Source organism: Stenotrophomonas sp. YIM B06876, from assembly GCF_030711595.1.
In the GTDB taxonomy this organism is placed as follows: Bacteria; Pseudomonadota; Gammaproteobacteria; order Xanthomonadales; family Xanthomonadaceae; genus Stenotrophomonas.
Genome location: NZ_JAUJUJ010000018.1, coordinates 1 through 20,798 on the forward strand (window position 1 = coordinate 1; position 20,798 = coordinate 20,798).

The 20,798-nt window shown below is 64.5% G+C and carries 18 protein-coding genes; 11 read left to right on the plus strand and 7 right to left on the minus strand.

The window, feature by feature from the left end:
• On the minus strand, nucleotides 1–1,294 hold a 1,294-nt coding region (locus tag QZH66_RS08940), incomplete at its 3' end, for a DEAD/DEAH box helicase (protein WP_305805596.1).
• Between the two features lie 357 nt (nucleotides 1,295–1,651).
• Between QZH66_RS08940 and QZH66_RS08945 the strand changes: the two genes are divergently transcribed.
• Nucleotides 1,652–2,641: a fumarylacetoacetate hydrolase family protein gene (locus QZH66_RS08945; RefSeq protein ID WP_305805597.1), complete on the plus strand. Its 990-nt coding sequence runs from the start codon at nucleotides 1,652–1,654 to the stop codon at nucleotides 2,639–2,641.
• 92 nt (nucleotides 2,642–2,733) lie between these two features.
• Entirely contained in the window at nucleotides 2,734–3,390 is a 657-nt protein-coding gene (gene maiA / locus QZH66_RS08950; protein ID WP_305805598.1) for a maleylacetoacetate isomerase, read from the plus strand.
• 89 nt (nucleotides 3,391–3,479) lie between these two features.
• Here maiA and QZH66_RS08955 read toward each other — a convergent pair whose 3' ends face one another.
• Complete coding sequence (locus QZH66_RS08955) at nucleotides 3,480–4,610, minus strand: PilT/PilU family type 4a pilus ATPase (protein WP_305805599.1); 1,131 nt, start codon at nucleotides 4,608–4,610, stop codon at nucleotides 3,480–3,482.
• A gap of 97 nt (nucleotides 4,611–4,707) precedes the next feature.
• Here QZH66_RS08955 and QZH66_RS08960 point away from each other — a divergent pair, with 97 nt between their 5' ends.
• The 8 genes from QZH66_RS08960 (at nucleotide 4,708) to QZH66_RS08995 (ending at nucleotide 15,365) form a co-directional block, all read left to right on the plus strand.
• Nucleotides 4,708–5,094: a DUF4398 domain-containing protein gene (locus tag QZH66_RS08960; protein WP_305805600.1), complete on the plus strand. Its 387-nt coding sequence runs from the start codon at nucleotides 4,708–4,710 to the stop codon at nucleotides 5,092–5,094.
• Nucleotides 5,094–5,978 carry a hypothetical protein gene (locus QZH66_RS08965; RefSeq protein WP_305805601.1) on the plus strand — a complete coding sequence of 295 codons (885 nt, stop codon included), beginning with the start codon at nucleotides 5,094–5,096 and terminating at the stop codon, nucleotides 5,976–5,978. The genes QZH66_RS08960 and QZH66_RS08965 overlap by 1 nt, the downstream gene beginning before the upstream one ends.
• 328 nt (nucleotides 5,979–6,306) lie before the next feature.
• The gene (locus QZH66_RS08970) at nucleotides 6,307–6,525 is read left to right on the plus strand and encodes a YdcH family protein (protein WP_305805602.1); all 219 of its coding nucleotides are present in this window, start codon (nucleotides 6,307–6,309) and stop codon (nucleotides 6,523–6,525) included.
• Between the two features lie 515 nt (nucleotides 6,526–7,040).
• Entirely contained in the window at nucleotides 7,041–8,411 is a 1,371-nt protein-coding gene (locus tag QZH66_RS08975) for a pyridoxal-phosphate dependent enzyme (protein WP_305805603.1), read from the plus strand.
• 98 nt (nucleotides 8,412–8,509) lie between these two features.
• Complete coding sequence (locus QZH66_RS08980; protein ID WP_305805604.1) at nucleotides 8,510–9,694, plus strand: cystathionine gamma-synthase; 1,185 nt, start codon at nucleotides 8,510–8,512, stop codon at nucleotides 9,692–9,694.
• Between the two features lie 11 nt (nucleotides 9,695–9,705).
• On the plus strand, nucleotides 9,706–10,509 hold the full coding sequence (locus QZH66_RS08985) for an ABC transporter permease (RefSeq protein ID WP_305805605.1): 804 nt from the start codon (nucleotides 9,706–9,708) through the stop codon (nucleotides 10,507–10,509).
• Nucleotides 10,499–11,863 (plus strand): ABC transporter ATP-binding protein, encoded by a 1,365-nt coding sequence (locus tag QZH66_RS08990; protein ID WP_305805606.1) that lies wholly within the window; start codon nucleotides 10,499–10,501, stop codon nucleotides 11,861–11,863. Before QZH66_RS08985 ends, QZH66_RS08990 begins: the two co-directional genes overlap by 11 nt.
• Before the next feature lies 1 nt (nucleotide 11,864).
• On the plus strand, nucleotides 11,865–15,365 hold the full coding sequence (locus QZH66_RS08995; RefSeq protein WP_305805607.1) for a glycosyltransferase: 3,501 nt from the start codon (nucleotides 11,865–11,867) through the stop codon (nucleotides 15,363–15,365).
• 62 nt (nucleotides 15,366–15,427) lie between these two features.
• Here the strand turns inward: QZH66_RS08995 and wecB are convergent, their stop codons facing one another.
• Nucleotides 15,428–16,537: a UDP-N-acetylglucosamine 2-epimerase (non-hydrolyzing) gene (gene wecB, locus QZH66_RS09000; RefSeq protein WP_345783840.1), complete on the minus strand. Its 1,110-nt coding sequence runs from the start codon at nucleotides 16,535–16,537 to the stop codon at nucleotides 15,428–15,430.
• Between the two features lie 163 nt (nucleotides 16,538–16,700).
• Here wecB and QZH66_RS09005 point away from each other — a divergent pair, with 163 nt between their 5' ends.
• Nucleotides 16,701–17,123 carry a hypothetical protein gene (locus QZH66_RS09005; protein ID WP_305805609.1) on the plus strand — a complete coding sequence of 141 codons (423 nt, stop codon included), beginning with the start codon at nucleotides 16,701–16,703 and terminating at the stop codon, nucleotides 17,121–17,123.
• An 8-nt stretch (nucleotides 17,124–17,131) separates the two neighbouring features.
• Here QZH66_RS09005 and QZH66_RS09010 read toward each other — a convergent pair whose 3' ends face one another.
• The 4 genes from QZH66_RS09010 to QZH66_RS09025 are packed head-to-tail and all read right to left on the minus strand — an operon-like array spanning nucleotide 17,132 to nucleotide 20,797.
• Complete coding sequence (locus tag QZH66_RS09010; RefSeq protein WP_305805610.1) at nucleotides 17,132–18,595, minus strand: hypothetical protein; 1,464 nt, start codon at nucleotides 18,593–18,595, stop codon at nucleotides 17,132–17,134.
• Between the two features lie 51 nt (nucleotides 18,596–18,646).
• Complete coding sequence (rffA, locus tag QZH66_RS09015) at nucleotides 18,647–19,774, minus strand: dTDP-4-amino-4,6-dideoxygalactose transaminase (protein WP_305805611.1); 1,128 nt, start codon at nucleotides 19,772–19,774, stop codon at nucleotides 18,647–18,649.
• A 30-nt stretch (nucleotides 19,775–19,804) separates the two neighbouring features.
• Nucleotides 19,805–20,428 carry a class I SAM-dependent methyltransferase gene (locus tag QZH66_RS09020; protein WP_305805612.1) on the minus strand — a complete coding sequence of 208 codons (624 nt, stop codon included), beginning with the start codon at nucleotides 20,426–20,428 and terminating at the stop codon, nucleotides 19,805–19,807.
• A 3-nt stretch (nucleotides 20,429–20,431) separates the two neighbouring features.
• A complete protein-coding gene (locus QZH66_RS09025) occupies nucleotides 20,432–20,797 on the minus strand; it encodes an EamA family transporter (RefSeq protein ID WP_305805613.1) in 366 nt (121 codons plus the stop codon).
• Between the last annotated feature and the right edge of the window lies 1 nt (nucleotide 20,798).

The following is a 20,798-nucleotide window of genomic DNA, read 5'->3' on the forward strand; positions in this document are numbered from 1 at the left end:
ACTGCCCGCCACCGGCCTTCTTCGGCCCGGCATGGGCATGGCGCGGGGTTTCAGCGTGCGGACGACGGGCGTGGTTGCCGCGGCGCGGCGCGTGATCGCCACCGGGGTGCTCGGCCTTGCCCGGCGCGCTGTTGCCCCAGCGGATCGGCGTCTGCGGCTCGAAGCCGGGCACATCGCGGATGTCCATGTCGCGGCCGAGCATGCGCACGATCTGGCGCAGCAGCTTGGCTTCGTCCTGCGCCACCAGCGAGACCGCCTCACCGGTGGCGCCGTTGCGGCCGGTACGGCCGATACGGTGCACGTAGTCTTCGGCAACCATCGGCAGGTCGTAGTTGATGACCTTCGGCAGCTCGTTGATGTCGATGCCGCGCGCGGCGATATCGGTGGCCACCAGCACGGTGACGCGGCCGGCCTTGAAATCGCTCAGGGCACGCAGGCGCTGGCCCTGACTCTTGTTGCCGTGGATCGCGGCGGTCTTGATGCCGGACTTGTCCAGGAACATCGCCAGCTTGTCGCAGCCGTGCTTGGTGCGGCCGAATACCAGCGTCTGCACGCGGGAATCCTCGGCCAGGAGATGCAGCAGCAGTTCGCGCTTGCGCGGGCCATCGACCGGATGCACGCGGTGGCTGATGTTCTCGGCGACGGTGTTCTTCGGCGTGACCTGGATCTGCTCCGGGTTGCGCATGAATTCCAGAGCCAGCTGCTTGATGCTTTCCTCGAACGTGGCCGAGAACAGCAGGGTCTGCCGGTTCTGCTTGGGCATCTTGGCCAGGATGCGCTTGATCGACGGCAGAAAGCCCATGTCGAGCATGCGGTCGGCTTCGTCCAGCACCAGGATCTCGATCCCGGACAGGTCGATGGAACGGCGCTCCAGATGGTCGATCAGGCGGCCCGGGCAGGCGACCAGCAGGTCCACGCCACGGCGCAGCACGTCCAGCTGGTTGCCCATGCCGACGCCGCCGTAGATGCAGGCGCTGGGGATGCGCAGGTACTTGCTGTAGCCGCGCAGGCTGTCATGCACCTGGGTGGCCAGTTCGCGGGTCGGGGTCAGCACCAGCGCACGCGGCTTGCGCGGGCCATTGCCGACCGGCTGCGGCGCGGTACCCAGATGCTGCAGCAGCGGCAGGCCGAACGCGGCGGTCTTGCCGGTGCCGGTCTGCGCGCCGGCCAGCAGGTCACGCCCGGCCAGCGCCAGCGGAATCGCCTGTTCCTGGATCGGGGTGGGGTTTTCGTAGCCCTGCTCGGCCAACGCGCGCAGCAGGAAGGGCGCAAGGCCCAGGTTTTCAAACGACATGAAACGGCTCCAATGAGAATTGACGCACGCCCGAATGGACCTGCGCTGCTGATCAAGGTGATCGGCTGACTCGGAGCGTTCCCGTAAACCGCGCTGCGAGATTTGACTGCAACCACCGCGGGGCGATGGTCCGAATGCGTGACGAAAGGCGTCGGAGTGGGGGCGGGCGAGCGGATCGGTGATCCTGCTTCGCCGGCGATCCCTGAGGGAAACGGACGGCCGCTGGCAGACCGCGATAGTCTAAGGGATTGTTGAGACGGGCACAAAAGCTCCCGTTCAGTTTCCACGGCCGGCGCTGGCCGTCTGCGCCGTATTCATTACAATTGAAACTTGTTTCCCCACTGACCGGACGCTCCCATGAAGCTTGGTTCCCTGAAGGAAGGCGGCCGTGACGGCACGCTGATCGTCGTCTCGCGCGACCTGACCCGCGCCGTGCGGGCCACCGGTATCGCCGCCACGCTGCAGCTGGCGCTGGAAGACTGGTCCAATGTCGCGCCGCGGCTCAACGCGCTGTCCGACTCGCTCAATCACGGCGATGCCGATGGCGTGTTCGACCTGGACGTGCTGGCGCTGGCGGCGCCGCTGCCGCGCGCCTACGAGTTTGTCGATGGCAGCGCCTACCTGCCGCACGTGGCGCGGGTACGCAAGGCACGCGGCGCCGAAGTGCCGGAGAGTTTCTACACCGATCCGCTGATGTACCAGGCCACCAGCGCCGGGTTCTACGGCCCGCGCGATGCGGTCAAGGTGGTCAGCGAGGACTACGGCATCGATCTGGAAGCCGAGCTGGTGGTCATCACCGACGACGTGCCGATGGCGCTGACCGCGGCGCAGGCGGCCGGCCACATCCAGCTGGTCGGGCTGGTCAACGACGTCAGCCTGCGCAACCTGATTCCGGCCGAGCTGGCCAAGGGCTTCGGTTTCCTGCAGTCCAAGCCGCGCTCGGCGCTGTCGCCGGTGTTCGTCACCCCCGACGAACTGGGCGATGCCTGGCAGGACAGCAAGGTGCACCTGCCGCTGGTTACCCACGTCAACGGCGAGTGGTTCGGTTCGCCGGAGGCGGGCGTGGACATGCAGTTCAACTTCGCGCAGCTGCTCGCGCACGCGGCCAAGACCCGGCCACTGAGCGCCGGCACGATTGTCGGTTCGGGCACCATCGCCAATGAGGACACCTCGCTGGGGGCCTCGTGCTTTGCCGAGCGCCGGACCGTGGAGGCACTGCGCGATGGCCAGCCGTCCACGCCGTTCATGAGCTTTGGCGACGTGGTGCGCATCGAGATGTTCGATCGTGACGGCAACAGCATTTTCGGTGCCATCGAACAGCGGATCGAGCAGGTCGGCGCCCCCTGACCCGGCCGACGGCGATTCGGCGATAACCGGCGGCAGCGCATGCGCCGGTTCTGCCGCTATGGTGGTTGCTCGTGGAAAGAATCGAGATCGATATGGAAACATCGCTGCAGCTGTACAGCTACTGGCGTTCCAGCGCCGCTTACCGGGTGCGGATCGGCCTGAACCTCAAGCAGCTGGCCTACACGATCACGCCGGTGCATCTGGTGCGTGACGGCGGCCAGCAGCACCAGTCCGACTATGCCGCGCTCAATCCGCAGGAGCTGGTGCCGACGCTGCGTCATGGCGCGCTGGTACTGACGCAGTCGCTGGCGATCCTCGAATATGTCGATGAAGTGTGGCCGCAGCCGGCCCTGCTGCCGGCCGACGCCGCCGGCCGGGCGCGGGTGCGTGCGCTGGCGCAGCTGGTCGCCTGCGATATCCATCCGCTGAACAATCTGCGGGTGATGAAGTTCTTCGACGGCACCTGGCATGTGCCGCAGTCCGAGCGCGAGGACTGGACGCTGCACTGGATGCGCGCCGGGTTTGCCGCGCTGGAAAAAATGCTGGTCGGCTCCCCGCACACCGGCCGCTTCTGCCACGGCGACGGCCCGACCCTGGCCGATTGCTGCCTGCTGCCGCAGCTGTACAACGCGCGCCGGTTCGCGCTGGATCTGGCGCCATATCCGACCCTGACGCGGATCGAACAGGCCTGCCTGGCGCTGCCGGCATTCGACCGCGCGCGTCCCGAAAACCAGGCCGACGCCGCCTGAGTACCCGCTCCCCGGGCTTCGCACGCCGGATGAACCACAAAAAAGCCCCGCACGTGCGGGGCTTTCCGGTTTCGATCGCGGCGCTGGGGTCAGAACCCGTGGGTGATCCGTGGCGCGCTGATGCTTTCGTAATCGGCGTACGGGTCGTGCTCGCCGGAGGTGCCTTCGGACAGGCGGAACTTCAGCGCCAGGCCATCGCGCGAATCGGCTGCACGCAGCGCCTCTTCCTGCTCGATGAGGCCGGCCTTGACCATGCGGAACAGGCACTGGTCGAAGCTCTCCATGCCTTCTTCCAGCGACTCCTCCATCGCCTGCTTGATTTCGTGCACCTCGCCGCGGCGCAGCAGGTCGCGGATCATCGGGGTGTTGATCAGCACCTCGGTGGCGGGGCGCCGGCGCCCGTCCACGCCCTTGACCAGACGCTGCGAAACCACCGCACGCAGGTTCAGGGCCAGGTTCATCAACACATTCTTGTGCGCGCTTTCCGGGAAGAAGTTGAGGATGCGCTCGATGGTCTGGTCGGCGTTGTTGGAGTGCAGCGTGGCCAGGCACAGGTGCCCGGTTTCAGCGAAGGCGATCGCCGCCTCCATGGTTTCGGCGTCCAGGATCTCGCCGATCAGGATCACGTCCGGCGCCTCGCGCATCGCGTTCTTCAGCGCGTTGTGGAAGGCGTGGGTATCCAGCCCGACCTCGCGCTGGTTGACGATCGACATCTTGTGCTTGTGCAGGAATTCGATCGGGTCCTCGATGGTGAGGATGTGCCCGGTGCTGGTGCTGTTGCGGTGGTCGATCATCGACGCCAGCGAGGTGGACTTGCCCGAGCCGGTGGAGCCGACCACCAGCACCAGCCCGCGCGGGGTCATGATCACGTCCTTGAGCACCTGCGGCAGGTTGAGTTCCTCGATGCTGGGGATCTTGCTCTTGATCGCGCGGATCACCATGCCCACTTCGCCACGCTGCTTGAACACGTTGACGCGGAAACGCCCGGCATCCGCCAGCGCGATGGCCATGTTAAGTTCCAGGTCACGCTCGAATTGCGGCACCTGGCCTTCATCCATCAGCGAATAGGCGATTTTCTTCACCATTCCCGGCGGAAGCCCGGTACTGCCAAGCGGGTACAGCTTGCCTTCGATCTTGATATAGACCGGAGCCCCGGTGGTCAGGAACATGTCCGAGGCGTTTTTTTCCGTCATCAGCTTCAGGAAGTAGCCGATATCCATGCGCAATGTTTCCCCAACAAACGGCAACGTGTCGTTGCAAGCACGCCGCAGGCTTCCGACAATGGCCGCGCACAGACAACCTGGCCACGGCACCCCAATGAATCCTAGCTTCGCACAAATGCGCCATTCCCTGTACGTGATCGCGTGCGCATTCGCGCTCTCCGGTCCTGCGTTCGCGCAGGATCCGGCCGCGCTGGAACTGGCCGCCGCGCGGATGGCGGTGGAGCGCGCCGACCAGGCCGATGCCGACCAGTACGCCCCGGGCATGCTGGCCAACGCCCGGCAACAGCTGGAGCAGGCGCAACGGGCCGCGCAGGACCGGCGCGAGCGCAAGCAGGCGCCGGTGATGGCGCTGCGGGCGGCCGCCGATGCCGATCTGGCGCGGGCGCTGAGCGAGGAGGCCGTGGCCAACGCCCAGCTGCAGCAGCGCCAGGCGGAAGTGGCCCGGCTGCAACGCACCCTGGCTACCGGGGAGGGACGCTGATGGCCGCTCTGCGCAAGGTGATGATGGCCGGCGTGCTGATGCTGCCGCTGTGCGCCCACGCCGCTGAAGATCCGGCGGTGGCGGCGTTCAACCAGCGCTTGATCAGCCTGCAGGCCGATCCGGGCACTGCCGACGTGGCGGCCTACGAGCGGCTGCAGGCGCAGCAGGCGGTAGCGGCGCTGGCCAAGGCCAAGCGCAAGGAGGTGGACGATGCGCGCTATATCGCCGGCCGCCGGGTGGAGATCGCCGAAGCCAGTGCGCGGGCCGCGGTGGCGCGCCGCGAGCTTGATCGGCTGGAACGGACCCGCAGCGAGCTGCTGATCGAGGCCAGCCGGCGCGAGGCCGTGCAGGCACGCCAGGAGGCCGAGCGGCTGCGGATGCAGGCGCAGATCCAGGCCGAAGAGGCCGAGCGCATGCGCCAGGCCGCCGAGGCCGAAACCCTGGCGCGGCAGGATGCCGAAACCGCGCTGACCAGCGTGGCCGGCAAGCAGACCGCGCGCCTGGGCGCAGCCCAGCAGACCGCGGCCAGGCTGGCGCGTGAAGAAGCCGAACTGGTCGCCGGCAGCAAACTGCCGGCCTCCAGGTTCGATGCCCGCGGCGAAGTCTTCACCTTCACCGGCGATGCCTACACCGCCGGCAAGTCGGCCTTGTCGGCCGCCGCCCGCGGCCAGGCCAAGGCACTGGCGGAGTACCTGAATATCGGCAAGAAGGGGCGGGTGCGGATCGAGGCCTACGACAGTGCCAACGGCGTCGGCCAGCAGCGCGCGCAGGCGTTGCGCGATGCCCTGGTGGCCGGCGGCGTGGCAGCCAGTCGATTGCAGGTCAGTGGCAAGAAGGCGGCGGCGTCCAAGGCGCGATCGGCGGAAGTCATCATCGCTCCATGAGTCGCTAACATTTTGTTTCCGTTATGTTTTTGTTTGTGTTCTGTGGGGTCTGAAAGGTATCTGTACGAAAGTGGGCATTCAGCCGGTTTCGGGGTTGCCGGAAGCTTTTGGCAAGCGTAGGGTCAGTTGTCCGGGACGCATTTCGCCGACCGGACAAACGGAGGGCCGAGTCGATGAAAGTGTGGTGCGAACCGGTGCAGTATTCCTTTCAGCGCGTGCTGTTGGAGGTTGCCCCAGATTCCGCTGCCTATCGGCTCGACTCCCATCCCAAGCAGCGCCCCGTGCCGTGAGGCCGGGGCGTTGTTGTTTCTGCTGAAGGAGGCAACTCATGTTCGAAGGGCAGCCGCAGAGTGAAATCGAAGCATTGATGAAGGCCGATCCCGAGTTCAAGCAGCTTTACCAGCGGCACAAGACGCTGAACAAGAAATGCATGGATGCCGAGCTTGGTGTACTCCCCATCGACGATATGACCCTGGGACAGATGAAGCGGGAAAAATTGATGGCCAAAGAGAAGTTGCTGCGGATCTACGAACGCAAACCCAACTGACCTCCCCCCCCGACCGTTTTACCGCCGCGGGCGGTGGCAATCTCCTCGTCGATTGTCGCTGCCCGCGTCGCTCAGGCCCCTTGTGGGCCTTTGTTTTGGATTCTCCACAGAAAGTTGTGGGGCGGGTGCCCGAAAGAAAGGTGGCCGATTCGAGTGAGTTGGATGGCGACGTGCAGCTGCAGAAGATCCAGCCCGGGAAGATCCAGTTGAAAGCCCGTCACTGGCGTCGCTCCTGCCAACATCAGAAGCCCGTTGTAGGGGCGAGGTCAGTCGCGATGCGTAACGCTGAACGAAACGATAGATGGCCGGCCATCGGGTGTTCCAGGACCGGATACGTTGTCTGGCCGTCCGCGCAAGGCCGAAATCCAGCGCCTGCACGCTTCCCGGCAATCCATGGGGGGAGCCGGTTTTTCCTGCTTGCGACCGGCCAGCGCAGCTGCGTCGACTGACTTTCGGCCGTATCCAACGGATAATCGCCGGTCCGGCCGCATTGCGGCGCGAACCGATGTGACCCGATGGCAATCCACTCCTCCGTACTCGACCTCATTGGCCAGACTCCGATCGTCAAGGCCCAGCGCCTGGATACCGGGGTCTGCGAGCTCTTCCTGAAGCTCGAAAGCGCCAATCCCGGAGGATCGATCAAGGACCGCATCGGCCTGTCGATGATCGAGGCGGCGGAAAAGCGTGGCGATCTCAAGCCGGGCGCGACCCTGGTGGAAGGCACCGCCGGCAATACCGGCCTGGGCCTGGCGCTGGTCGCCCAGCAGAAGGGCTACAAGCTGATCCTGGTGGTGCCCGACAAGATGAGCCGCGAGAAGATCTTCAATCTCAAGGCGATGGGCGCCGAAGTGCGGCTGACCCGTTCGGACGTGGCCAAGGGCCACCCCGAGTACTACCAGGACATGGCCCAGCGCGTGGCCGAGGAAACCCCCGGCGCGTACTTCATCAACCAGTTCGGCAATCCGGACAACCCGGCCGCGCACGAGTTCGGCACCGGCCCGGAAATCCTGGCGCAGATGGACGGCGACCTGGACGCGATCGTGTTCGGCTGTGGCAGCTCGGGCACCATGACCGGCCTGTCGCGCGCCTTCGCCACCGCCTCGCCGAAGACCGAGCTGGTCCTGGCCGACCCGGTCGGCTCGATCCTGGCCGAGTACATCAACGAGGGCACGCTGAGCGAGAAATCCGGCAGCTGGATGGTGGAAGGCATCGGCGAGGATTTTCTGCCCTCGATCGCCGACTTCAGCCGCGTCAAGAAGGCCTATGCGATCAGTGATGCCGAGAGCTTCCACACCGCGCGCGAGCTGCTAGGCAAGGAAGGCGTCCTCGGTGGTTCCTCGACCGGCACCCTGCTGGCTGCGGCGCTGAAGTACTGCAAGGAGCAGACCACCCCGAAGAAGGTGCTGGTGCTGGTCTGCGACACCGGCAACAAGTACCTGTCCAAGATGTACAACGACTATTGGATGCTGGACAACGGCTTCCTGGAGCGCCCGCAGTACGGCGACCTGCGCGACCTGATCCTGCGCCCGTATCGCCAGCGCGACACCGTGGTGATCGGCCCGAACGACCTGCTGACCACCGCCTACCAGCGCATGAAGCTGTACGACGTGTCGCAGCTGCCGGTGATGGAGGGCGACCGCCTGGTCGGCATCGTCGATGAAAGCGACGTGCTGCTGCATGTCTATGGTGACGAAGCCCGCTTCCTGGATGCGGTCTCGGTGGCGATGGTCAGCAAGCTGGACCGGCTGGATGTGAAATCGCCGATCGAGGCCCTGTTGCCGGTGTTCGACCGCGGCCAGGTCGCCATCGTGATGGATGGCGTTAATTTCCTCGGCCTGATCACCCGCATCGACCTGCTGAACTACCTGCGGCGGCGGGTTCAGTAAGGCTGCCCGAGCGTGATCTGCATCAGTCATGAACCCCCGGCTCAAATGGCAGTTCATGTCAGCCTGTTAAAATCGTGTCCCTTTTGTCGGAAGCAGCCATGACGGATCAAAATTCACCCAGCCAGGAAGGCGGGCGCGCGTTGTCGCTTGCCACGTTGGCGATCCACGGCGGGCAGTCGCCGGACCCGAGTACCGGCGCGGTGATGCCGCCGATCTACGCGACCTCCACCTATGCCCAGTCCAGCCCGGGTGAGCATCAGGGCTTCGAGTACTCGCGTACCCACAATCCGACCCGCTTCGCTTACGAGCGTTGCGTGGCCAGCCTGGAGCGCGGCAGCCGCGGCTTCGCGTTCGCCTCGGGCATGGCCGCCAGCTCCACGGTGATGGAACTGCTGGACGCCGGCAGCCACGTGGTGGCGATGGACGACATCTACGGCGGCACCTTCCGCCTGTTCGAGCGTGTGCGTCGCCGCACCGCGGCGCTGGATTTCAGCTTCGTCGACCTGACCGACCTGGCCGCCTTTGAAGCGGCGATCACGCCCAAGACCAAGATGGTGTGGATCGAGACCCCGACCAACCCGATGCTGAAGATTGTCGACATCGCGGCGGTCGCGGCCATCGCCAAGCGTCACGGTCTGCTCGTGGTGGTCGACAACACCTTCGCCTCGCCGATGCTGCAGCGGCCGCTGGAGCTGGGCGCGGACCTGGTGCTGCATTCGGCCACCAAGTACCTCAACGGGCACTCGGACATGGTCGGCGGTATGGTCGTGGTCGGCGACAACCCCGAGCTGGCCGAGCAGATGGCGTTCCTGCAGAACTCCATCGGCGCCGTGCAGGGCCCCTTCGACAGCTTCCTGGCCCTGCGCGGCCTGAAGACCCTGCCGTTGCGCATGAAGGCGCACTGCGCCAACGCGATGGCCTTGGCCATATGGCTGGAAACCCATCCGGCGATCGAAAAAGTGATCTACCCGGGCCTTACCAGCCACCCGCAGCACGCGCTGGCCACGCGCCAGATGGACGGCTATGGCGGCATCGTCTCGATCGTACTCAAGGGCGGTTTTGAAGCCGCCAAGCGCTTCTGCGAACTCACCGAACTGTTCACCCTGGCCGAGTCGCTTGGCGGCGTGGAAAGCCTGGTCAACCATCCGGCAGTGATGACCCATGCCTCTATTCCCCTGGCTCGCCGCGAGCAGCTGGGCATCAGCGATGCGCTGGTGCGGTTGAGTGTTGGTGTTGAGGAGCTGGGGGATCTGCAGGTGGATCTGGAGCGGGCGCTTCAGTGAAAGGGCACGACATGAGTGACCGCCGGTCACTGGCGACGCGGCTGAGCTTGGCCTGGGAGATGGCCAAGCGGGAGGTGTTCGCCCGCTACAAGGGATCCGTGGCCGGACTTGCCTGGTCGTTCTTCTACCCGGTGCTGATGCTCGGCGTGTACACGTTCGTGTTCGGGGTGATCTTCCGGTCGCGCTGGACGGCGGCACCGGGTGACACTCCGCTGACGTCCGAGTTCGCGCTGATACTGTTTTCCGGCCTAGTCGTTTATGGCTTCTTCTCCGAATGCTTGAACAAGGCGCCGGGGCTGATCACCGCCAACGCCCAGTTCGTCAAGAAGGTGGTATTCCCCTTGGAAGTGCTGCCGGTCTCCACGGCCCTGTCGGCGTTGTTCCACATGCTGGTCAGCCTGCTGGTACTGCTGATCGCCATGCTCCTGTTGAAGGGAAGCGTGCCGGCAACGGCCGTCGCGTTTCCCGTGGTGGTGATGCCGCTGCTGCTGGCGACGCTGGGCTGTACCTGGCTGTTCTCCGCGTTGGGTGTGTACCTGCGGGATCTCGGGCAGGTGATGCCGCTGGTGACCACGATGCTGCTGTTCTTATCGCCGGTGTTCTATCCGATCACCGCCGTTCCAGCGTCCTTCCGGCGCATCGTGGAACTCAACCCGATCACAGGCGTGATGGACGGTGTGCGCGATACCCTGATCTTCGGGCAATGGCCCGATCCGCGGCTGCTGCTCTGGCAGTTCGCCGTAGGCCTGGCGATCATGCTGGTTGGGTTCGTGGTATTCCAATACGTGCGCCGAGGTTTTGCCGATGTCATCTGATCCGCTCATCAAAGTGCGCGGCCTCGGCAAGCGCTATGACATGTTCGCCAAGCCTTTCGATCGACTGGTGCAGTTGATCGCAGACCCGGTGCGGCGCGGGCTGCGCATGGCGCCCATGCAGCACAGCAAGGAAGTGTGGGCGCTGCGCAACGTCAGCTTCGATGTGCCGCGCGGTGAAGCACTGGGCGTGATGGGGCGCAACGGATCGGGCAAGAGCACCATGCTGCAGATGCTCTGCGGGACGCTGACACCCACCGAGGGTGAGGTGGACGTGCGCGGCCGCATCGCGGCGTTGCTGGAGCTCGGCGCGGGGTTCAATCCGGAATTCACCGGTCGCGAAAATGTCTTCCTCAATGGTCGTCTCCTTGGCCTGGAGCAGTCCCAGATCGAAGCGCGCTTCGATGACATCTGTGCATTTGCCGATATCGGCCAGTACGTGGACGAGCCCACCAAGACCTACTCCAGCGGCATGTTTGTCCGTTTGGCATTTGCCGTGGCCACGTCCGTCGATGCAGACGTGCTGGTGGTGGATGAGGCGCTGGCGGTAGGCGACGCGCGTTTCCAGGCGCGTTGCATGAAGCGCATCCGCGCAATCCAGGATGATGGTGCGTCGGTGCTGTTCGTCAGTCACGACGTTGCCGCGGTGCGCACCTTGTGCCAGCGTGCGCTGTGGCTGGATCGGGGGGTGATGAAGGAGCTGGGGCCTGTCCTTCAGGTCAGCTCACGGTACATGGAAGCGATCTTTGCCGACGATCCCGATGCGCTGCAAGTACCCGTGGGTGCTGCCGCGGACGGGGACGGCGTCGTCGCGCCATTGGTCGATGGCGACGCGGGCGCGCTCGACATGCCGATCGAGGCGACCGTCATTCCCGCGCTGGCTGCGGCTGGCCGGGAGAAGCCGCTCGCGCATTGGGGTCAGCAGATCGGGTTGATCCACGCGGTTACGATGAAGAACGCGGCCGGCCGGGAAACCGAGTTGATGGAGTGGGGCCAGCACTGCCGCATCGGGCTGGTGGTGACGCTGCCCCAGGATTACTCGCCCGATACGTTCTGTGTTGCCTTCTCAATCAAAGACCTGCGCGGGCACGACATCGTGGTGTCCAGTACAGCCGATACCGATGTCATCCTGCCTTCCCATTGGCACCCGGGCAAGGTGGTGGAGATCGAATTCTTGTTCGAGAACGGGCTGGTGGAAGGCAAGTACTTCCTGGTGGCGGCGGCGGAGAAACGCGTCGGCCCCGTCGTGGAGTACTACGAGTACATCGAAGGCGTCCGCTACTTCTCTGTAGCCAGCTCCATCCGCCATTTCGGTATCTATCAGCCGAAGATCGAACACCAGTTCAAGGAGTCCTAGCGTGCCTGAGACTGTCATCAATTCCAAGGGTTACTGGAACGAGCGCTTCGGCGACGACTGGGAGGACCTTGGTGGGCGCGAACAATCGCGCTTCTTCGGGGCTGTGGCCCAGCAGATGCTGCCGGCATGGCTGGTCCAGGCCAGCAACCGGCAGCAGTTGAGCTGGTGCGACTGGGGCTGTGCGCTTGGCGATGGCACCAATGAAATCGCCCAGGGGATGCGCGGGACGACGTTCACCGGCGTGGACTTCTCGCCGGTGGCCATCGCCGATGCCGCCGAGCGCTTCCCAGGTCAGCAGTTCATCTGCGAAGACTGGCTGGCCCCCGGCGCCACCCCGGCGGTCAACCGCTTCGATGTCCTGTTCAGCTCCAATACGCTGGAACATTTCCACACCCCTTGGGACGTGCTTGCGACCATCGCGCCGCAGGCGCGGCACTGCATCGTGCTGATGCTGCCGTACCGCGAGCGACATCGCATCAAGGAGCACCACGCGTCCTTCATGCCAGACAACATCCCGCAGCAAATCGGTGGCAAGGTGCTGGTGCATGCGCAGGTGCGCGATACCCGCCATGACCATCCCTGCTTCTGGCCGGGTGAGCAGATCATGCTGGTCTGGGCTGATCCCGGCTGGCTGGCCGCCGAGAGTCTGCATCTGAGCGACCTGATGCTCGACCATGAGCCGGGAAGCCAGCTGGAGTCGCTGTCCACGTCGGCCGTGGCGCTCGCCCATGCGCTGAGCAACGGGTTGGCCACCGTGCGCAGCCACGTGCCGGCGGCCCCCTCGCAGGTCGCCATGCTCGACCAGATTCGCACTGATCTGGACCGTTGGCAGATGATCCGGGATGCCACCGCCGGTTCGACTGGCCCGGCATGGAGCGAAGACCAGCAAGCGCGCGATCGGCGCGACGCGGAACTGCTGGTTCAGGCCGTGGCTGCTTTGGCCCCGCTGTTGACCGGCAGCGCACTGCTCGATCGCCTGCACGTCGCGGTAGAGGATCTGTCCAGCAGGCAGGACGCACTGCACCAAGCGGCACTGAGCGAGAGCGAGCGTCGCGAACGGGATCAGGATCGGCAGCAGAAGAGTCTGGCCGAGATCGATATCGTGCGGCGCAAAGCCGAACAGGCACTGGCTGAAGCGGACGTGATCCGGCAGCAGGCGGCCGAGTCCCGCGCCCAGGCGGACCACAGCCTGGGTACCACGCTGCGCCTGGGTGAAGAGATCGTGGCGTTGCTGGGCCCGTCGGTCGGCTCTCATCTCGACTCCATCTCGGGCAAGGCCGATGCGTCCCTGGACGTGCAGCTGCAGCGGTTACGCATGAGGCTGCTGGCGATGGACCAGGAACTCAACAAGGTCTATTCGAGCACTTCGTGGCGGGTGACCACCCCGATCCGCGTGGTGCGCCGTCTCCTGTCCAGCCCGAAGCAGGAACTTCGCAATCTGCTCGGGCGTGCACCCCGCTCGGTGCAGGGCGCTGCACGCTTCGGGCTGCGCACGCTGCGCGCCGGGCGGGTAGATCCATCCGACAAGGCGAGGCTGATCGAGTTGATGTGGCCATCGCCGCAGGTCAACGTCACCGACCCGCTTGCGGCGGTGGACTATTCGCACCTGCCGCCGTTGGCTGCGCTGGATGAGCGGGGCACGGATGTGTTTATCTGGGCCGTCATCGACTGGAAGTTTCGCACCCAGCGGCCACAACACCTCGCCATGGCGCTGGCGACCAAGGGGCATCGTGTCTTCTATGTGTCCAACAATTTCGTGGACGCAGCCCAGCCTGGTTTCAAGGTCGACGCGCTGGACGATAGTGGACGTCTGTTCCAGATCAACCTGAACCTGTCCGGCGCGCCGCAGATCTATCACGCCATGCCGGACCAGGACCAGGTGGCGGCCATCACCGCCAGCCTAGCCTCATTGCTGGGTTGGACGCGTTCGATCCGCTGCATGTCGTTCGTACAGCACCCTTATTGGCTCGAGCCGGCGCAGTCGCTGCCCAATGCCAAGCTGGTGTATGACTGCATGGATCACCACGGGGGCTTCGAAGACAACGCGGAGGGCATCCTGGGAGGCGAGCGTTCGTTGATCCAGCAGGCGGACCTGCTGGTGGTGACGTCGCAATGGCTGCACGATGAGCTCAGCCCGGAGGCGAAGAATATTGCGATGGTGCGCAACGCTACCGAGTACGAGCATTTCTGCACCCGCCCGCAGAAGGTGTTCAGCGACGCGGAGGGACGGCGGATCATCGGTTACTACGGTGCCATCGCCGAATGGTTCGACGTCGAGCTGTTACGCCGCATTGCGCTGGATAATCCCGAGGCACTGGTGCTGATGATAGGGCGGGACACGGCGAACGTGTCATCCCAGGTCGAGGATATCGCCAACATCCGCTTCGTCGGTGAGGTGCCTTACGCCGAGCTGCCTTACTGGCTACATGCATTCGACGTGTGCCTGCTGCCGTTCAAGGTGATTCCGCTGACGCTGGCGACCAACCCGGTGAAGGTCTACGAGTACCTCAGCGCCGGCAAAGCGGTGGTGTCGGTCGACCTGCCGGAGCTGTCCCAGTTCGAAGGCCTGGTGCGACTGGCCGATGACCACGACAGCTTCCTTGCCGAAGTGAAACAGGCGTTGGCGGAGGACCGCGATGACCCGGCACTGCGGCAGCCGCGCCAGGCGTTTGCCAGCAGGCAGACTTGGCAGCACCGTGCGGAAACCCTGGACCAGGCGTTGTCGTCCATCGACGAGCCGCTGATCAGCATCGTCGTGTTGACCTACAACAATCTCGACTACACCCGGCAATGCCTGCACAGCCTGGAGACCTATACGGACTACGAAAACGTCGAAGTGATCGTAGTCGACAATGCTTCTTCGGACGAAAGCCCCGCGTTCCTTGCGGCATGGGCCGAGGCCGGCCCGCGCCGGCGTTTGATTGCCAACGATGCCAACCTTGGTTTCTCGGCGGGCAACAATGTCGGGCTCCGGGTTGCCAAGGGCGACTACCTGGTTGTGCTCAACAACGATACGTATGTCACCCCGGGTTGGGTGCGGACATTGCGCAACCAGATCCGTCGGCATCCGCAGGCCGGCCTGGTGGGCCCGGTCACCAACAACATTGGCAACGAAGCGAAGATCGACATTGCCTACGACACGATGGAAGAGATGGTAGAGCGCGCGGGTGTGTATACGCGTGCGCATGCGGGTCGGAGCTTCCCGGTACAGACCAGCGCCTTTTTCTGCGTCATGATCTCGCGCCAGGCCTACGAGCTGGTGGGCGGACTGGATGAGCAGTTCGGCGTGGGCTTCTTCGAGGACGATGATTACTGCCGTCGGCTGGAGCAGAACGGCCTGCAGCGACTCTGTGTCGAGGACGTTTTCGTCCATCATCAGCTGTCCGCAAGCTTCAACAAGCTCAAGGCGGAAGTGAAGCAGAAACTGTTTGAACAGAACAAGGCGCTGTACGAAGCCAAATGGGGCCCGTGGACGCCCCATTGCTATCGCGCGCGCCGGTAACGCTGCGTCCGCGACACCTGTCCTGCCGACACAGGGCAGGTGTCGTCATACGAAGAGCTGAATCAGCTGGCAGCAACCCGTTTTGCGATCTGCATGGCGGCCGTGCCATTGCCATACGGATTGTGGATGCGGGAGAACAGCGCATAGGCGGTCGGATCGTCCAGCAACCGGGTCGCTTCGCCGACGATACGGACGGCATCGGTACCGACTAGTATCACCGTTCCAGCTTCAACTGCTTCCGGGCGCTCCGTCACGTCCCGCATCACCAGCACGGGTTTGCCCAACGAGGGCGCTTCTTCCTGCACGCCGCCGGAATCGGTGATGAGCAGATGTGCACGCGACATCAGGTACACGAACGGCAGGTAGTCCTGCGGTGGGATCAGGCTGATGGCCGGATGGTTGGCCAGCAGTCGTTTCACCGGCTCCTGCACGTTGGGATTGAGGTGGACCGGGTAGACGACCTGTGTGTCGCCGCGTTCGGCCAGCTCGCGCAGGGCCGTGCAGATCTGCTCGAAACCATCGCCGAAGTTCTCGCGGCGATGCCCGGTGACCAGCACCAGCTTCTTGCTCTCATCGAGGAATGGGAACCGCGCGGCAAGTTCGGCGCTGAGGGCGTCGTCGGCTTCGATGCGCGCGGTGACCTGCAGCAGCGCGTCGATAACGGTGTTGCCGGTGACTTCGATGCGCGCATCGTCGATGTTCTCGCGTCGCAGGTTTTCCCGTGCGCGCTCGGTGGGCGCGAAGTGCAGCGACGTCAGCGGCGCGGTGAGGCAGCGGTTGCCTTCCTCGGGCCAGGGAGCATAGATGTCGCCGGTCCGCAGGCCTGCTTCGACATGCCCCACGGGCACCCGGTTGTAGAACGCCGCCAGGGCTGAGGCCAGCGTGGTGCTGGTATCGCCATGGACGAGAACGAGGTCGGGCGCATGGCGGGCAATGACGTCGCACATGCCGATCAGGATTTTGCTGAACAGCCCCTGCAACGTCTGCCCCGGCTCCATCACATCCAAGTCTTCGCCGGGCGTGATGCCGAAAAGGTCTAGGACCTGGTCGAGCATCTGCCGATGCTGGGCGGTCACCACAACGATGGGCTCCACGCCAGGGGTCAGGCGCAATGCTTCGACTACGGGGGCCATCTTGATGGCTTCAGGGCGGGTACCGAACACCACCAGCACTTTCTTCGGCGTTTGCTTCATCGATGTTCCTCGATCATGGAGCAGAGCGGCGCAGAGCAGCCGCGGACATGAGCGTAGAATTATCCCAGAACATCGCGGTGATGTTCGTCCTTGGAGCTGCCTTGAACCCCGCTAGAATGGCCATCTTTGGCCGGAGACGCTCATGATTCACGGTAGGCGCGTACTGCTGTTCGGGGTGCTGTTGTTGAGCGCCTGCCAGCGCCCGCCGGCGGATGCTTCGGTGGTGGGGTACCGGGTGGTGGATGAGGGCCGGGCACACGGCAACTGCGTGCTCTGCGTCCAGCCCACGTTGGCCTCGGATTGTATCGATGGTGGGCAGGCGGCCGAGATCCAATGGCACGTGCCGTCAGCAGGCGATGCCCAGGCCGTGCGGATCCAAGTCCGGCGCGCCGACCAGTCCATCCTGGAGGTGGCCACCGGGCCGTCCGCGGGGCAGGCAGCGCTTCCCGTGCCGGTGCTGCCGACCGATCGGATCAGCGTCGTCAGTGCCGGCACGGGCGCGGAGTTTGCCTTCACCCGCGTTGCCGAGCCGACAGGCTGCGCGCTGCGGCCTGCGGCTCACTGAGCGGAACCTCAGGGGGCGGATGCATCCACCAGTTCGACCGGTCCCGCGTCCGCGTCGAGTGACTCCATGGAATAGCGCTCCAGCATCCGCTTGGAAAACGCATTGAGCTGGTGGTCGCGCAGCAGCGAGATCGAGCGGACCTGCTCATCCCGGCCGGCCTGGCAGATCACCAGCGTGGGAGCACAGGAGGCCAGTCGCAGGGTGGGATCCTTGCCGAGCAGGATCATCTCGCGCCCCAGGTTGTTGCCGTAGTTCTGTACGTACACCGCGTCTGCCCAGGTCACCTTGGACAAGGGCCACTGGATCGCGACCAACGCAAGCAGGCCCCCGCCCACCAGCGTCCGTTGGGGCCAGCGCCACGCCGACCAGTCGGCGCCTGCGGCCATCAACGTGATCGCGACGGTTCCCAACTGGTACAGCATCAGGTAACGCTGCTGGAACACGTACTCCGGCCCGAACATCGACACCCGGCCGATGACGATGCCGGCGACAGCGCCGTAGCAGAACAGCATCAGGGTCACGGCGATGAACTGGGTACGGTTCCATGCGTCGCGCCATGCCCGCCACCAGAACCAGGCGTGCGCCGCGAAGACCGCGAGACCGGCGGCCCGATGCAGCAGCTCGGCCTTGGCGGGCACGTAGAACTGCAAGGCAGGGCGATCAGAAATGGACAGCGCGGCAATGGACAGGACCATCTGCTGCAGCCGCTCGGCGCCGAATCCACACAACGCCGAGAGCGCCGACGGCGCTGCCGCGGCGTCTGCGAGATGGGGGTGCAGATAGAAGCGGCTCGCCAACCCGTACGCGACCACGGACACCGCCACGACAGCGACCACCGCCGTGGTGCGCCGCCAACCAGTGCCGCGCTGTTTGGCTTCAAGGATCAGCAGCGCAAGGGCAATGCTGATCGCGCAGATCAATGCGGCGCTGTCGAGCGTGAAGGCAACCGCTGCCGCCACAAGCCACAGTGGCAGCCAGCGGCCGTACCGGATCGCGTGCCAGCTGGCCATGGCCAGTCCGATCAACGCCAGAGGCCCCAGGTAGCCCAGGGTCACCAGCGACCAGGTGAAGACCATGCCGCCACTGAGCGAGACGAAGCTCGCGGCCGAGGCGGTCATCGGCAGGATCCACCACGCACCCCTATCCCGATCGCGGTTGTCGCAGCGGGCGGCATGCAGCATCAGCACCCAGGCTGCCGCGGCAATGGCGAGCCCCATGTAGGACTCGATCACGAAGTCCAGATCGAACGACTCCGCATTCCATAGCAGCAACAGCTTCTGGATAGGCTGGGCGTGGTCATCCGCGCTGCGCTTGATGTACAGATCCTGCAGCGTTACACCGCCGTGATAGTGCTTCTGCAGGAACGCATCGATGAAATACCAGCCATCGGAGGTGACAAACGGAATGCTGGCATAGGAGATGTACATCGCGGCGTTGATGAAGGCCGCGCTGGCCATGACGATGACGACCATAATGGGCCAGTCGAACGCCGGCTTCCGGGAAAACGCCTGAATGTGCATCTCTCAGCCGACCAGTGCTCTGTCGGCCGCAGCGAGGATCTCAGGGAGGCGGTCTTCCACGCCGATCCATAGCGGCATTCTCACCAGGCGCTGGCTGATGTCATCGGTGACTGACACGTCCGAACCGGTACGGCCGTGCGCCAGTCCCCCCGGCGAGGAGTGCAGCGGAATGTAATGGAACACTGCCTGCACACCGCGCTCCCTCAGGTCCTGGATGAACCGGGTACGGATCTCCAGCGACGGCAGCAGCATGTAGTACATGTGCGCGTTGTGAGTGCAATGCGCGGGAATCGTGGGGCGGGTGAGCAGCCCTGCGGCCTCATGCGCTTCGGCCCAGGCGTGGTAGCGGTCCCAGATGGCCAGGCGGCGCTCGGTGATGTCCTCTGCCGCATCCATCTGCGCGGAGAGGAAGGCGGCCGTGATCTCACCCGGAAGGAACGAGGAGCCCACGTCCACCCAAGTGTACTTGTCGACCTGGCCGCGGAAGAACCGGCTGCGGTTGGTGCCCTTCTCACGGATGATCTCCGCGCGCTCGGCATGCGTGCTGTCGCGGCAGAGCAGCGCCCCGCCTTCGCCGGAAATGATGTTCTTGGTCTCGTGGAAGCTTAGTGCGCCCAGGTCGCCGAGCGTACCCAGCGGACCTCCCTTGTAGCTGGACATGATGCCCTGTGCGGCATCTTCGACTACGGCCAGGCCATGGCTTGCCGCGATGGCCAGGATCGTATCCATCTCGCACGAGACGCCTGCGTAATGCACCACGCAGATGGCCTTGGTACGGGGTGTGATGGCGGCTTCGATCAGCGCCTCGTCGATGTTCAGGGTGTCGGCGCGGATATCCACGAACACCGGCACCGCGCCGCGCAGCACAAAGGCGTTGGAGGTCGACACGAAGGTGTAGGACGGCATGATTACTTCGTCGCCGTCTTCCAGATCCAGTAGCAGGGCTGCCATTTCCAATGCGGCCGTGCACGAGTGGGTCAGCAACGAAGCGCTGGCACCGGTACGTGCGTTGAGCCATGCGTGGCACTGCTTGGTGAAGGGACCATCGCCGCTGAGATGCCCATTGGCATGCGCATGGGTGATGTTGACCAGTTCCTTACCGGTCATGAACGGCTTATTGAACGGAATCACTGCTGCTCCTGATCGCGGCTGAGGCTCGGCCTAGCGCACGCATTCCATGATGTAGTGTGTATAGGGTACGAGAAGCATATCGCTTCTGACTTGGCCTTTGACGGTGCTGAACTCGGCCTCGGCCAAGGCCTGGTAGGCGGACGGTGTACGGATGCTCTGGCCACGATCGCGTGAGATCAGGCCACGGGCGATGGCCGACTGACCATCGACATAAGCGCCGTCGAGCGAGATGAAGCGGCCGCCTGGCTTGAGGGCGGCATGTGCGGTGCGCATCAGCGATCGCGCACGTGCGTCGTCCAGGTGGTGAAGGATGCCGATGGCCAGTACAAGGTCGGCCTTCTGCTGCTCCTGGTCCACTTCATAGATTGCCACGTCCATGCATTCGAAACGGGCCCGGTCGCCAAACCGCTTCCGCGCGGCTTCGATATATGCTTGGGAAAGATCGAACCCGATGTAGCGCAGACCTGCTGGCAACTGGCTGAAGAGCTCGCCGGTGCCGCAGCCGATGTCGAGGACATGATCGCCCTGGCGGGGGCGAATATGGTCGCGGATCAGTCGTGCACGGGAGCGGCGGGCCCCCAACAGGTTCTGCAGCAGGTCGTAGACCGCTGGGTGTGATAGCACTGCGTGCAACCCATCGGTCTTCTGCGACATGGCTCAGGCTCCGGAGCGAGACAGGACGATGACGCCCAGGATGATCAAGGCGGTGCCTGCGATCTTATGCGAGTCCAACGACTCGCGGAAGAGCCATACCGCAAGGGTTGCCACCAGCGGGAAACTCAATGCGGTGAAGGGATAGGCCTTGCTCAACGGCATCCGGCCGATGGCTGCCATCCAGCAAAGCGAAGCGCCGAAGGCCGCCGCGAAGGCGCTGATCACCCAAGGATTGAGCAGCAGGGTGATGACCGCGCGCGGGTTCAGACCGTCGATGGTCGCCCCAGGGTTGAGATTGACCTGCCACTTCAGCATGAGCTGGCCGTAGACGGTCAGAAGGATGGTCAGGGCAATGAAAATGTAGCTCATC